Below are 14,998 nucleotides of genomic sequence, written 5' to 3' on the forward strand. Positions count from 1 at the left end.
ACCGTAATACAATGGCCGGCTTATCCATTACCAGTCGCCTCGGGCGCACACGCGATGCTGGCGGAACAACGTCATCAATACATCCTGTCGGAGCTTGGGCGCTCGGGCGCGCTGTCGGTCGCGGAACTCGTCCGTTCGCTCGACGTGTCGCGCGAAACCGTGCGGCGCGACCTGAACGCGCTGGCCGCGCGCGGCCTGCTCGTGATGACGCACGGCGGCGCGCTGGCCGCGGCTCGCCGCGAGCCGAGCCTGTCCGAGCGCGAAGCCGCGAACGCCGACGCGAAGCGCACGATCGGGCGGCGCGCGGCCGAATTCGTGCCCGACGATGCATCGGTGCTGATCGATTCGGGCAGCACGCCGCATGCGGTCGCGCTGGCGCTCGCCGATCGGCACCGGCTGTCGATCTACACGAACGACTGGCGCACCGCGTTCGTGCTCGCGCGGCGCAACGGCAACCGCGTGACGCTGCTCGGCGGCGAACTGTCCGACGACGAGGACGCCACGTTCGGGCTCGACACGATCCACCAGCTCGCGCAGTACCACGTCGATTTCGCGTTCGTCGGCGCCGGCGGCATCACGCCCGACGGCGAATGCACCGACTACTCGCGGCTCGCGGCAGAAGTGCGCAGCCGGATGATCGCGGCGGCGGGCACGGCGATCATCGTCGCCGACCATTCGAAGTTCGGCCGCGTGACGCCGGTGCGGATCAACGGCGCGTCGGCCGCCCGCTATCTCGTCACCGAACGCGCGCCGGACAAGGCGGTGCGCCGCGCGCTGACCGCCCGCGGCATCGAGCTCCTCGTTTGCGACTGACGCGCGTCCGACATACAAGGTTCATCGAACGGTCATCGTGCCGGAAGAACCGCCGTCGACACTGACCCATTCACCTCGACCGGCCGTCAGGCCAGGGAGCAACGAATGGCCGTCAGCGTGCGCAGCTATCTTTCCCCCACCCTGGTCCTGCTGGCTTTCGACTGGCCCGATGCGGCGTCGCGCGCCGATTTCCTCGGCTTCGCGATCCGGCGCACGCCGGGCTTCTGGTCGGCCGACGGCAAGACCCGTGCGTTGGACAGCTGGCTGCCCAACCGCCTGACGTTCGACGGCCCGGCCGCCGACACGCAGGGCGATGCGCCGACCGATCAGGCGCCGATCCAGAAATTCATGTGGTGGGACGCGCGCATCGATCCGCAGGACCGCGGTGCGTCGTTCCGCTACGACGTCTATCCGGTCGTCGGCACGCCGGCGAACCTGCAGGTGCTCGACGCGCAAGCCGGCGCGTGCGACGTCGTGCTGCCCGCGCACGTCGAGGATGGCATCGGCACGTGGTTCAACCGCGCGGTGGTCAGTTCGCAGGCGCTCGCGAAGCAGGTCGCGGCGCTCGGCCTCGCGCCGAACGAGGCGCCGAGCGCCGCGCAGGCGCTGAAGCTGCGCACGTGGCTCGCGAACGACATGGAGCAGGTGTTCGCTCGGATGCTCGATCCCGCGTCGCGCGCGGTGTCGGCCGTCTATCACCTGACCGACACGCTGTGGGCGCTGCCTGCGTTCGCCGCGTTCGGGCGCCGGCATGGCGAAGCGTCGCTCGCGATCGTCTATGACGCGCACACGACGGCGCGCAAGGGCAAGCCGCCGCTGCCGTCGCCGAACCAGCCGGCCGTCGATGCGCTGCAAGGCCTCGCGACGCTCGCCCCGCGCGACCGGACGCACATCATGCACGACAAGTTCATCGTGACCGATGCGCGGTCGAACCCGGCGCCCGCGCGCGTGCTGACGGGTTCCGCGAACTTCACGACCGAGGGGCTCACCGAGCAGGCCAACGTACTGCATGCGTTCGACTCGCCCGCGCTCGCCGCGCTGTACAACGAGCGCGCCCTCGCGCTGGCCGGGAATCCGTCGATTGCGGAAACCGCCCGGCTGTCGCCCGGCTGGTCGGCGCCGATGACGATCGGCAGCGCGCAGGTACGCGTCGCGTACTCGCCGGAGCCGGCGGGGCAGCGTACCGAGATCGATACGATCGTCGCCGCGATCGCGGCCGCGAAGCATTCGGTGTCGTTCTGTCTGTTCATGCCGACCGACGCGGCGCTGCGCGATGCGTGCTTCGCGGCCGGCGACCGCGGGCTGATGATGTTCGGCCTGGTGAACCGGATCAACGTTGGCGGCGCGACGAAGGCCGATGCCGCGCGGCAGGCCGGCCAGTCGCTCGATGCGGCGGCGCTCGCGAACCTCGAGCTGTACCACCGCAGCCGCGACAACCACGACGTGATCGACGCATCGTATTTCTCGCCGGCCACCGTGCCGCAGGGTTTCGAGCCGGAGTTGCGGCTCTTCCCGGGCGAGCCGGCGCCGGCGTTTCCGCCCGTCGTGATCCACCACAAGTTCATCGTGATCGATGCGGAAGGCGCGAATCCGGTCGTCTATACGGGCTCGGCGAACATGAGCCGCAATTCCGAGCAGTACAACGACGAGAACCTGCTCGAGATCCGCGACAAGCGGATCGCGGCGATCTATCTCGCGGAATTCCTGCGGCTTTACGAGCACTATCGCGCTCGCGCATTGGCGATTCGTGCGAAGCGGCGCGGCACGGGCGCGCATGCACGGCTCGCGCTCGCGCCGGATTCGAGCTGGGCGAAGAAGTATTACGTGGCGGGCAGCCCGGAAGAGAAGGCGCGGATCGCGCTCGCGTCGACCGCGCCGACGGACTGATGCGCCGACGTGCGGCGGGCGCGGCGGGCGCGCGCTCCGACGGGCTGCCGTCGCTTACGCGGCGACGTAGCGGAGCACCGCGTCGGCGATCGTGTCGCGATGCCGCGCGCGCAGGCGCGGCGCCGACGGATCGCGGCCGAATGCGGCGCCGAACGTGTAGCGGTTCGCCACGCGATGGAAGCAGAACGAGCTGATCAGCAGGTGCAGGTCGTATGCGTCGATGTCCTTGCGGAACGCGCCGCTGGCCGCGCCGCGCTCGACCAGTTCCTCGAGCGTCTTGATGATGCTGACGTTGCGGTTCTTGAACGACTTGAGCTGTTCGAGATATTTCGCGCCGTGGATGTTCTCGATCGACACGAGGCGGACGAAATCGCGATGCTTGTCGTGATAGTCGAACGTGAATTCGACGAGACGGCGCATGCCTTCGCGCGGCTCCATGTCGCCGACGTGCAGTTCCTGCTCGAATGCGCGGATGTCGCCGTACACCTTCTCCAGCACGGCCTCGTACAGGCCTTCCTTGCTTTCGAAGTAGTAGTAGAGCATCCGCTTCGTCGTGTTCGTCCGCTCGGCGATCGCGTCGACGCGCGCACCGGCGAGGCCCATCGCGGAAAATTCCTGCGTGGCGACCTCGAGGATGTTGCGCTTGGTTTGCTCGGGATCGTATTTGCGCCGCGCATCGGACGCAAGCGCGCGGGGGTCGGACGTGGCGGCCTTGCTTCCTGCTTTCATGTGACTTTGTTGTGGTTCGCGGCGGCTTGGAAAAGGCATTCTAGCATGCGGAAAATGCCCGCCCGGCCGACCTTCCGCTCTAATCGGCAAGGCCGTCGCGGGCGCTCAGCGGCGGCACGACGCGAGCGCGTCGCGGGCCTGGTACGCCGTATACGCAAGCTGCGCGGCGGCGAGGCCGGCCAGCCCGAACGTGCGCGTGAGCCCGAACGCGGCGAAGCCGTCCGGCACCGGCCGGCCTTCGGCCAGCGCGGCGGCGAGCGTCTCGCCGGCCACCGTGGTCGGCGCCATCCCGTGGCCGCCGAAAGCGATCGCGTGCCATACGCCGTCGGCGTCGCGGCCGATCTGCGGCATCTTGTGCCGCGCGTAGCTCATCAGCCCGCCCCACGCGTAGTCGACCTTCACGCCGTCCAGTTGCGGATACACGCGCAGCAGGTCGCGCCGCAGCAGGCGCGCGATTGCGTCGGGGCCGCGGTCGAGCACGGAGATCCGGCCGCCCCACAGGATCCGCGTGTCCTTCAGCGGACGGTAGTAGTCGAACGCGAAACGCGTGTCGTAGATCGCGTACGGCGCGTCGATCGCGTCGGGCAGGCGCGTGCCGAGCGGTTCGGTCGCGATCACGTAGGTCGCGATCGGCAGCACCGCGCGCTCGATGCGCGGCGACACGCCGCGCGCGTAGCCGCCGCCGGCGAACACGACGTCCTTCGCGCGCACCGCGCCCTGGGCCGTGCGCACGACGTAACCGGCGCCGTCGCGCGCGATGCCGAGCGCGGCCGAGCGCTCGAACACGCGGGCGCCGCCGCGCGACGCGGCCGCCGCGACGCCGAGCACGTACTTCAGCGGATGGAAATGGAATGCGTTCGGCTCGAACAGGCCGCCGTAATAGCGCCGCGTCTTCAGCCGCTCGCGCAGCGCGTCGGTCGGGACGGGTTCCCAGTCGACGCCTAGCTCGTCTTTCATCAGCGTGCGCACGCTGTCGAGCCGCGCCGGATCGTCGAACCAGTTCGCGAGCATCACGCCCCGGTCGACGATGTCGCAGTCGATCCCGTAGCGGGCGATGCGCGCGCGGATCAGATCGACCGCGTCGACGGTGAGCCGGTACAGCCGGCGCCCTTCGTCGCGGCCGAGCGTGCGCAGCAGGTCGGCGTTGTCGAGGCTGTAGCCGCCGAACACGAAGCCGCCGTTGCGGCCCGACGCGCCGAAGCCGACCCGCTCGCTGTCCAGCACCACGACGTCGTGCACGCCGCGTTCGACGAGGCCGAGCGCCGTGCACAGGCCGGCGAGGCCGCCGCCGACGATGCAGACCTGCGTATCGATCGTGCCGGTCAGTTGCGGGTAGGGCTGGCGGGAAACGGTGGCTTCGTAGAAGTTCTGCATGCGTGTTCGGTGACTCGTGACGGCGGAAAAACGGGCGGCGCGTCGATCTTGCCTGAACGCGCGCGCCGCGTCGAATCGGGTTTTCAGCGCAGCGGGCCGGGCGCCGCGAAGGGGTGGCCGCTGGCGCGGTACCGGGCGTCAGGCGCCCGGCGTCGGGTTGACCGGGCGGGCAACGTAGGCCGGATAACCGGCGTCGGCCTTTTCGGCTGCTTCATGCGCCGCGTTGCGTTCGATCCACGGCGCGATTTCCATGTCCTCGTAGCGCACCAGGCGGCATTTGCGCACGAGTGCGTAGCCGAGCCAGATCGCGAGGAAGAACGGCAGGCCGATGTAGGTCGCGGCGACGCCCGTCCAGTCGATCCTGTCGGCGAGGAACGCGTGGTAGTCCTGGCCGAGCGCGACGACCGCGCACAGCGCGAACGCGAACAGCGGGCCGAACGGGAACCACTTCGACCGGTACGGCAACTGGTCGAGCCGGTAGCCCTGCTTCAGGAAGCCCTTGCGGAAGCGGTAGTGGCTGACCGCGATGCCGAGCCACGTGATGAAGCCGGCCATGCCCGACGTGTTGAGCAGCCACAGGTACACGGTCTTGTCGCCATACAGCGACGTGAGGAAGCACAGCGCGCCGACGGCGGTCGTCGCATACAGCGCGTTGCGCGGCACGCCGCCCGGCGACAGCTTCGCGAAGAGTCTGGGCGCACGACCCTCGACCGCGAGGTTGTAGAGCATCCGCGTCGACGCATACATGCCCGAGTTGCCGGCCGACAGCACGGCCGTCAGGATCACCGCGTTCATCACGCCGGCCGCGAACGCGAGGCCCGCGTGGCGGAACACGAGCGTGAAGGGGCTCACGCCGATATCGGTCACGTCGCTCTTCAGCAGGCTCGGGTCGGTGTACGGAATCAGCACGCCGATCACGAAGATCGCGAACACGTAGAACAGCAGGATGCGCCAGAAGATCTGGCTCACCGCGCGCGGAATCGTCGTGCGCGGGTTTTCCGATTCGCCGGCCGCGACGCCGATCATCTCGGTGCCCTGGAACGAGAAGCCCGCGATCATCGCGACGCCGAGCATCGTCGCCCAGCCGCCGACGAACGGCGCGTCGCCGGTCGTGAAGTTACCCCAGCCGGCGCTCGGGCCGCCCTGCATGATCCCGAAGATCATCAGCAGCCCGACGCCGACGAACGCGAGCACCGTCAGCACCTTGACCAGCGCGAACCAGTATTCGGCTTCGCCGAAGCCGCGCACCGACAGCGCGTTGAGCGCGAAGATCAGCGTGAGAAACAGCGCGCTCCACCAGACGCCCGGCACGTGCGGGAACCAGTAATTCATCACGAGCTGCGCGGCGACCAGTTCCACCGCCAGCGTCACGGCCCAGCTGTACCAGTAGTTCCAGCCGAGCGCGAAGCCGAAGCCTTCGTCGACGAACTTCGCGCCGTAGGTCGCGAACGAGCCCGACACCGGCATGAACGCGGCCATCTCGCCGAGGCTCGTCATCAGGAAATAGACCATCAGGCCGATCACCATGTACGCGAGCATCGCGCCGCCCGGCCCGGCCTGCGAGATCGACGCGCCGGACGCGACGAACAGGCCCGTGCCGATCGAGCCGCCGATCGCGATCATCCGCAGATGGCGGGCCTGCAACGCACGGTGGAGGGACGGCTTCGCGGGCGGCGAGCCGGATGGACGGGACGAATCGGGGCGGGCATCTGAATGCATGGCGGGCGCTGGGCGCTGTCTCCGGGATTGTTGTTCGGTGACGAAGCGCGACGCGTGGCCGGCCGCGGGCCGGGCAGCGGTGATGCGGGGCGAAGCCGGCCCGCTGAGCCGGGCCCTGATGCGTGCGCCTTCGTCGGTCGTCCGGGCGCCGTAGTGGCGGCCGGCGGCACGCCGGGTGCGTTGCACCTCGACGTCGCACCGATTGTGGGTGCGGGGTGCACGGGCGGGCAAACGATATTTCCGAACAGGGTGATGCGGGATGATCATCAACTGCTGTCGCGGCGCGACGCGTCCGAGCACCCGTCCACGAGCTTTGGAAACGTCCGATATCGGAGCACGAACGGACGCGTCCGCCCGACTGACTTCTTGCGTTTTTGGAATGAAGTCGTGAGTTAATATCAATAGCGGCCCGACTTGTGGCCATCGACAATGTGTTTCATGGATCGTGCCTCGCGAGGCCGGGGCGCGCCGTCCGGCGGGGCCTTCGGCGGCGGCGCAGCGCGATGCGCCGGATGGCGCATCGGGCCCGCCGCGCGGCGCATCCGCTTGCACGAGGCGCTCGAACGCGCTCCAATCGAATCACGCGGGCGGCGCTGCCGCCGCACCGATCAATCTGTCCCTGAAGAGGAAGTGATGCAATTCAACGACATTCTTGCCGCGCTCGACATCGATCTCGCCCAGTGGAAAGGCAATGCGCTGACCGCGCGTTCGCCGCTCGACGGCGCGACGCTCGCGACGCTGGCCGTCGACACGCCCGCCGACGCCGAGCGCAAGATCGACGCCGCGCACGACGCGTTCCTCAAGTGGCGCACGGTGCCGGCGCCGGTGCGCGGCGAACTCGTGCGCGTGTTCGGCAACGTGCTGCGCGAGCACAAGGCCGAACTGGGCCGCCTCGTCACGCTCGAGGCCGGCAAGATCACGTCGGAAGGGCTCGGCGAAGTGCAGGAAATGATCGACATCTGCGATTTCGCGGTCGGCCTGTCGCGCCAGCTTTACGGCCTCACGATCGCATCGGAGCGCCCGGGCCACCGGATGATGGAAACGTGGCACCCGATCGGCGTGTGCGGCGTGATTTCGGCGTTCAACTTCCCGGTCGCGGTGTGGGCGTGGAATGCGGCGCTCGCGTTCGTGTGCGGCGATTCGGTCGTGTGGAAGCCGTCCGAGAAGACGCCGCTCACCGCGATCGCTTGCCACGTGCTGCTCCAGAAGGCGCTTCGCGAGTTCGAGAAGACGCATCCGGGTGTCGCGCCGGCGGAGCTGAGCCAACTGGTGCTCGGCATGCGCGATGTCGGCGAGGTGCTGGCGGCGTCGAAGAAGGTGCCGGTCGTCAGCGCGACGGGCAGCGTGCGGATGGGCCAGGAAGTCGCGAAGGTGCTGAGCCAGCGCCTGGCACGCGGCATCCTCGAACTCGGCGGCAACAACGGGATGATCGTCGCGCCGAGCGCCGACCTCGATCTCGTCGTGCGCGCCGTCACGTTCGCGGCGGTCGGCACGGCCGGCCAGCGCTGCACGACGCTGCGCCGTTTGATCGTGCATCGCAGCCTCGTCGAGCAACTGCTGCCGCGCATCGAGAAGGCCTATGCGTCGGTGAAGGTCGGCAACCCGCTCGAGGAAGGCACGCTGGTCGGCCCGCTGGTCGATCGTGCGTCGTTCGACGCGATGCAGAAGGCGCTGGCCGATGCGCGCGAGCAGGGCGGCGAAGTGAAGGGCGGCGAGCGCGTCGACGTCGGTCATGCGGATGCGTACTACGTGCGTCCGGCCATCGTGCGGATGCCGAAGCAGTCGGCGGTGGTCGAGCGCGAGACGTTCGCGCCGATTCTGTACGTGATGGTCTACGACAACTTCGACGACGCGATCGAGCTGCACAACGCGGTGCCGCAAGGCTTGTCGTCGGCGATCTTCACGAACGACATGCGCGAGGCCGAGCAGTTCATGTCGGCGGCCGGCAGCGATTGCGGGATCGTCAACGTGAACATCGGCACGAGCGGCGCGGAAATCGGCGGCGCGTTCGGCGGCGAGAAGGAAACGGGCGGTGGGCGCGAGTCGGGTTCGGATGCGTGGAAGGCGTATATGCGCCGGGCGACGAATACGATCAACTACAGCCGGCAACTGCCGCTGGCGCAGGGGGTGAAGTTTGATGTTTGATGCACCGTGTCGTGAACACGTATCGTGTGCTGACTGTACATAGCGACTGACAATACGTCGGTCTTCAGGTTTAGCGGAAAAGCCGGCCAGAGTGCCGGCTTTTTTATTTTGGCGGTATTGATTGGCTCGTGGGTCTATAGAGTAGATCGACTGGAGGTGGGTACATATAGATCAGCTAATTCAGGACCGTAAGACGTGGGTCAGACAAGTACGGAATTGTTTTCCTTGTTTCGTATGTGTATGAAAATTAGGCGTTTGCTTGTTTTCTTTCAATTCTTTCTATATCTTTTGAGAGATCGATGGAAGTTGGGCAGTGAACCGCGGAGAGTGGGCAGAGGACTAGTATGAACAGTGAGGTGGTGTGAATGGAGATCAGGTTCGTACAAAAGACATAGGGTTCCTAATTTTCGTTGGAATTGGCTCGGCGTGCGCGATTAAGCCGGCCAGTGAACTGAAAACTCGGCCGCCGCACCAGTTCTTGAGTGATGTCAAAGCTGTTGCAGATTCGGGTGATCTGTATTGCGTCATATGACTTCATTGATGTATTTGATGGGATTGGGGGCGATTGTTGATTCGAAGGCGTTGAGGTGCGCGCATGACAACCAATATGCAAAAGCGATAATTGTTTTTCTTGTTTCAGATAACGGATGTGTCTCTAGAATTGGTATTTACCAAAACCGAGAAAGTACGCAATGTGCGTGACCGATGCGGGGCGAGGAAAAAGTGCCTGCGCACATGTGTCTAGTCGATCGAAGAAGTGCTGATGGCGTAAGAAGTATCGGAAGTGCCGATATAAGCCGTCCATTCGCTTCTTGGGTCATTCCGAGAGGGGCTTTGGCCTGTTCAGCGAGAACCAGTGCTTCTCGTGCGGAGTGGTTGACTTTATTCATGAATATCATCGGCTATATCTAATTGTCGTTATCTCATTTCTGCATGCAGTCGATTTCAGCGCGATTCCTTTAGGTTGATTTGCATGGTGATTTTGGCGGATTTGGTTCATTGGTGTAGCTTTAAGGGATGTAAATTAAGGCGGATTGTAGGCTGAGCGCCTCTTTGCGAGTATAAAAATTCTGACGAAGTAATCTATGAATGAGTTGAAAGGTCTTCTGAGGTATTACCGCTACTGTCCGCGAATGTTTGCTTTGCATTTCATCTCAGCTCTGATGGCATGGTTTGCTCCCGAAGACATATTGGTGCGATACCAGGCGCTAGGGGGATTTGTGTCCTATATGGCGAATATATTTCCAGTTATAGGTGAGGCGATTGAGCGGTCGGCGTTTCCTGAGGTGACGGGGTTGTATTTTGCAATCATGTATGTATTCCTGCCGCTGAGAATCATTGATTCAACTAGGGCATTTTATGCGGATAGAGATAGGACATTTGAAATAATTAGAGGATTTTTCTGGAAAAGGGTTTTTGCTTCAATTGGAGTGATTGTTTTCTTTGGGTTCGGGGTCGTGGCGGTGTTGTTTGGCCGGCCGTACTATGAAATTAACATCATTCCTATTTCAAAGTCTAGATTTTTGCTTGGGCTTGTTGGGCCGGTATTTGCGGGCGGTGTCGACGCATTCGGTGTTGCGGTAGGTTTTGTATGGATTTTTATTTTTGTCTCATGGGTGTTGTCGAAAATGAGGGGGTAAAAATGGCATGGAATGAACTCGATAGCTGGGATGCGATTGGGGCGGCTGGTGAAGGTATCAAGACCGCACTGGAGAAAGCTGCGGAACATATGAGACAGGCAAGTGCCAATGCTACTAAGCTCGCCACTGATGCTGAAGCTCGCGCAGCCTTTTCGAAGGCAATGTGGCAAAACCTGGACGAGATTAGCTTTGCAACCAGGAACGCGCTGGCTAACATAGATCCTGGCCGGCTTGACGCGCAGACTTTGTCTCGAGTCGAGGCAATGCGTGCCGAGCTTGGGAAGATGGAGTCGTTCTCAAAGATTGCAAGTGAAACGAAATCGATAGAAAAAATACTGTCGACGATAGGGCGTCAACTTGGGCCGACAATTAACGCGGCTCAATTATTGTGGGTAATAAAAGATCCCAATGCGTCGGCATTTGAAGTGGGCAGTACGGCCATGGGTGTTTTTGGAGGGATGATAGGTAGCATGGTGGGTAGTGTAATCTCCCCATTGGTTGGCAACATAGCTGGTGGTGTTATCGGTGGTATGCTGTCGAAATATGCATGGGAGAAATATATTGCTCCAAGCGTCTTGAACTGGAGTGAATCTCATAGTCCGAATTTTCGCTATGAAATGGCCCGTGCAATTGACTGGATTGTTGGCAGCTCTGGGGCAGATATTTCAGAGGTTCGGGCTGGAACTCGTGACGTATGGACGACTGTTACATGTAACAATGGTGTGCGAATTGAATGGGCTGATTTTCTGGCTAATGATGTTGAGGCTGGAACGGTGAATGTCGGTGGTAGATGGGTTGGCTTCTCGCTGAGGATTGATTATCCTGATGGCAATGGTGGTAGTATTGTCAAATATATTGGCCAGTCGGGTATGGTAACGGAGTCAAATGGTCGTATTAAGAAATTCGAATCTAGAGGATCATTGGTTGAATATTTTGACAATATCACAACTACCAAAACAGACGCCAACTGCGACGGCGTCTTCGACAACATCAAAACAGAAACCCACCTCGGTAACGGCGCCAGCGTAATCCGCGAAGACACCAACGGCGACGGCGTTACCGACCGCAATTTCGTCGTAAACGGCGGTCAGCGCTACGACTTGTCCAACATCCGCGATGCCGCCTTTGCCGACAGCCTGCTGTCACGCTATCGCGCCACCGGCCTACTGAGCGGCACAAGTTATCTGGATCTGAGCCAGATTATTTCGCGAACCCTGACCTTTGGCGGAAAAAACGACTACGGGTTCACGATGCCCGCAGGCTGGCAAAACCCGATCGGCGCATTCTACGAAGCGAAAAGCGCCGCACTGGACGCGGCAGTATCGATTGCAAACAAGACCCCGGTACTGCTCGACGCGCAGCGGCTTGGCCTGAGCGCGGCAGCGCTTGGATCGCTTGACGCCAATCGCGACGGCAAGCTTTCAGGCGCGGAATTGAGCGGGCTGCAAGTCTGGGTCGATACCAATGAAGATGGCATCGGCGACGCGGGCGAATTTCAAACACTCCGGCAGGCAGGGATTTCCGAGATCCGCGCTATCGATTACGACATTCTGACCCGCGGCAACGCTTGGTATGCGGCAGGCTCTGCCGCCGCGCCGTGGAAGGGGAGCGACGTTGCGGGCCAGCCCGGAAGAATCTATCTGGCGCCGAGCGTACCGTTTTCGAACTATCGGTGGTTGCGCGACAACGACAATATTTACTGGGTCAACGGCGGCAGAGACTTTATCTTTTTCGGCCCGAATCAAATCAAGGTCAACAACAGCAATCGAACCTATCTCGTCGGAACCGACGGCAACGACGTATTCGATGCGAACTACTACGCCGCATATGGTCACTGGATCAACAGCGGCCTGCTCGTGAACTTCCTTGCCGGCGGCGGCGACGACATCATGGGCGGCAGCAGCCGCAACGACAATTTGTGGGGCGGCACCGGCAACGACACGCTGTTCGGCTATGACGGCGACGACAGACTGTACGGCGAGGAAGGTGACGACGAACTCAACGGCGGCGCCGGCAACGACGTCCTCGACGGCGGGATCGGCAACGACAGGCTATTTGGCCAGGCCGGCAACGACATCATGAACGGCGGCGACGGTGACGACATCATGATGGGCTTTACCGCATCGAACGAAAGCAAGCAAACGCTGGCCTGGGGCGAAACGGATGACGACGTCATGTACGGTGGCGCCGGCAACGACCGGATGTGGGGAGGCCTCGGCCACGACTACATGGACGGTGGCGACGGAGCGGACTTCGTGAGTGGCGGGGACGGAAACGATACGGTCTTCGGCGGCGCCGGGAACGACGAACTGCATGGTGACGCAGGCAACGACCAGCTACTTGGAGACGCCGGTAACGACCGCATCTTCGGCGAAGCCGGCGACGACGTACTCTGGGGCGGCGATGGCGATGACGTGCTGGTCGGCTTCACCGCCGGCAACGATGCGAAGCAAACGTTGTCGTGGGGTGAGTCCGACAACGACACGCTGTATGGCGGCAACGGCAATGATGCGCTGTACGGCGGTTTGGGCAACGATTACCTCGACGGCGGCAACGACCACGATTTCCTCGACGGCGGAGATGGCGACGACCGGCTCTTTGGTGGGGCGGGTAACGACGAGTTGAACGGCGGCAACGGCAACGACGCGCTTTCCGGTGAATCCGGCAACGACAAGATTTTTGGCGGTGCGGGCAACGACACGATCTGGGGTGGCGACGGCGACGATATTCTCGTCGGCTTTACGGCCAGCAATGACGCGAAGCAGTCGCTGGCCGCATGGGAAACCGACGACGATACGATCTACGGCGGAGCCGGAAACGATCTGATCCTCGGCGGTCTCGGCAACGATCTGCTCCACGGCGACGCAGGCAACGACGAAATTCAGGGGGGCGACGGCCACGACCGGCTTTACGGCGGCGACGGCGACGACCGACTGTTCGGCCAGGTCGGAAACGACATCCTGTACGGCGGCGCCGGCGACGATTTGCTGGTGGGTTTCACCGGCGACAACGAGGCGAAGAGGACGCTAGGCCCCGGTGAAACCGACGATGACTATCTCTACGGTGGAGAAGGCAATGACACGCTGCTCGGCGGTCTCGGCGACGACTATCTCGACGGTGGGGCCGGCGCGGATCACATGGAAGGCGGCGCGGGCAACGATACCTATATCGTGAACAGCGTCAATGACGTGATTCTCGAATACGCAAACGAGGGTTACGACACGGTTATCAGCAGCGCAAACTACATTCTCAATGCCAATATCGAAGAATTGAGACTCGTCGAAGGCTTCAACATCAACGGCACGGGCAATGCGCTCGATAACCGGATCGTCGGCAACAGCGCAGACAACATTCTCGATGGTGTCACCGGTGCCGATACGATGATCGGCGGAAAGGGCAACGATACCTACTACGTCGACAATGTCGGCGACCGTGTCGTCGAATTCGCCGGCGAGGGTATCGATACCGTGCAGAGCAAGATCAGCTATACGTTGGGCGAACACGTCGAGAACCTGAACCTGCTGGATTTCGGCAAGCCGGAAAAAGGGCTTGTCGACGGCGTGGCGGTTCACGTGTACGGGTACCCGAAGGCCAACGAGCTGGATTACATGCAAGGCGATGCGGTTCCGACGTTCCAGGGAACGTGTGCGCTGACCTCGATCGCGAATCTGTTGACGCAGACCGGGACGCCGACGACTGAGGGAGACGTTGTCCGGCGCGCAATCGACAATCAATGGGCCGTCACCAGCCCGGCGGCAACGGATTACCAGCGAGGCGGGTCGAATTACGTTCAGCAACAGGCGCTGCTCAAGAGTTACGGTATTGCAAACAATCTGCTTGCCGGCTACGACGAGCATGCGGTTGCGAATCTCGTGCGCAGTGGTCGTGGCGTGATACTCGCGCTGAACTCGGGGCGGCTCTGGGAGGACAGCGCTTATCTCGATGGCGGTGGCGTGAATCACGTCGTCACCGTCACGGGCGCGGTCTACGGAGACTCTGACGGCCAGCTCAAAGGCTTCTATATCGCCGACTCGGGCCGCCGGCGCGTCAGCGACATGACGCGCTACATCAGCCTTCAGGAGTTCCGGGCAGCCGCCAACGTACCGAATGCCTACGCGATCTACACGGCCGAAGCGCTGAAACTGTGGAACGAGGACATCGACGGCACGGGTAACGCACTCGACAACACGATCATCGGCAATCGCGGTAACAACGTGCTGGATGGTGGTGCCGGCAACGACATCCTGGTCGGCGGCTTGGGCAACGATACCTATCGATTTGGCCGCGGGTCCGGCCGCGACACGATCCGGGACGACGACGAAACGCTCGGCAACAACGATGTGATCAGCATCGGGGCTGGTGTATCCGCGGATCAATTGTGGTTCCGTCACGTCGGCGACGATCTCGAGATCAGTATCCTCGGCTCCAGCGATACGGCTACGGTTCGGGACTGGTACTCGGGATCACGCTATCAGATCGAGCAGATCCGCTTGGACGACGGCCGGACGCTCGTCAACGCCGATGTCGAGAAGCTGGTACAGGCCATGGCGGCATGGTCGCCGCCGGCTGCAGGAGCGGTAACGCTGCCCCCTGAGCATCAGGCCGCGCTTGCGCCCACGCTGGCGACAAGCTGGCGCTAATTCCCGTTCCCGAACGTCCATCCGTCCGGTTGCACATTAGTGCGACCGGAC

Annotated in this window: 8 protein-coding genes; 5 read left to right on the forward strand and 3 right to left on the reverse strand. The window is 62.9% G+C overall.

All coding sequences use genetic code 11. The features are described from left to right. Positions 1-54: 54 nt before the first annotated feature. Together WS64_RS27690 and WS64_RS27695 are read left to right on the forward strand one after the other, a co-directional pair. The gene (locus WS64_RS27690; protein WP_059575557.1) at positions 55-813 is read left to right on the forward strand and encodes a DeoR/GlpR family DNA-binding transcription regulator; all 759 of its coding nucleotides are present in this window, start codon (positions 55-57) and stop codon (positions 811-813) included. A gap of 105 nt (positions 814-918) precedes the next feature. Then, positions 919-2,700, forward strand: coding sequence for a phospholipase D-like domain-containing protein (locus WS64_RS27695; protein ID WP_060968330.1), 1,782 nt, complete (start codon positions 919-921; stop codon positions 2,698-2,700). 54 nt (positions 2,701-2,754) lie between these two features. Here WS64_RS27695 and WS64_RS27700 read toward each other — a convergent pair whose 3' ends face one another. The 3 genes from WS64_RS27700 to WS64_RS27710 form a co-directional block, all read right to left on the reverse strand. Beyond that, a complete protein-coding gene (locus WS64_RS27700) occupies positions 2,755-3,429 on the reverse strand; it encodes a TetR/AcrR family transcriptional regulator (protein ID WP_059575553.1) in 675 nt (224 codons plus the stop codon). A 105-nt stretch (positions 3,430-3,534) separates the two neighbouring features. Next, positions 3,535-4,803 (reverse strand): NAD(P)/FAD-dependent oxidoreductase, encoded by a 1,269-nt coding sequence (locus WS64_RS27705; RefSeq protein ID WP_060968331.1) that lies wholly within the window; start codon positions 4,801-4,803, stop codon positions 3,535-3,537. 138 nt (positions 4,804-4,941) lie between these two features. Further along, on the reverse strand, positions 4,942-6,522 hold the full coding sequence (locus WS64_RS27710) for an amino acid permease (RefSeq protein WP_060968332.1): 1,581 nt from the start codon (positions 6,520-6,522) through the stop codon (positions 4,942-4,944). A 633-nt stretch (positions 6,523-7,155) separates the two neighbouring features. On the opposite strand from WS64_RS27710, the gene amaB reads away from it, so the two are divergent. From amaB to WS64_RS27720, 3 genes are all read left to right on the forward strand, one after another. Continuing rightward, on the forward strand, positions 7,156-8,667 hold the full coding sequence (gene amaB / locus WS64_RS27715; protein WP_059643553.1) for an L-piperidine-6-carboxylate dehydrogenase: 1,512 nt from the start codon (positions 7,156-7,158) through the stop codon (positions 8,665-8,667). Positions 8,668-9,752: 1,085 nt separating this feature from the next. Further along, entirely contained in the window at positions 9,753-10,307 is a 555-nt protein-coding gene (locus tag WS64_RS34640; RefSeq protein WP_155720486.1) for a hypothetical protein, read from the forward strand. After that, positions 10,280-14,947 carry a calcium-binding protein gene (locus tag WS64_RS27720; RefSeq protein WP_244166661.1) on the forward strand — a complete coding sequence of 1,556 codons (4,668 nt, stop codon included), beginning with the start codon at positions 10,280-10,282 and terminating at the stop codon, positions 14,945-14,947. Before WS64_RS34640 ends, WS64_RS27720 begins: the two co-directional genes overlap by 28 nt. The last annotated feature ends 51 nt before the right edge of the window (positions 14,948-14,998 follow it).

This window comes from Burkholderia anthina, assembly GCF_001547525.1.
Taxonomy (GTDB): domain Bacteria; phylum Pseudomonadota; class Gammaproteobacteria; order Burkholderiales; family Burkholderiaceae; genus Burkholderia; species Burkholderia semiarida.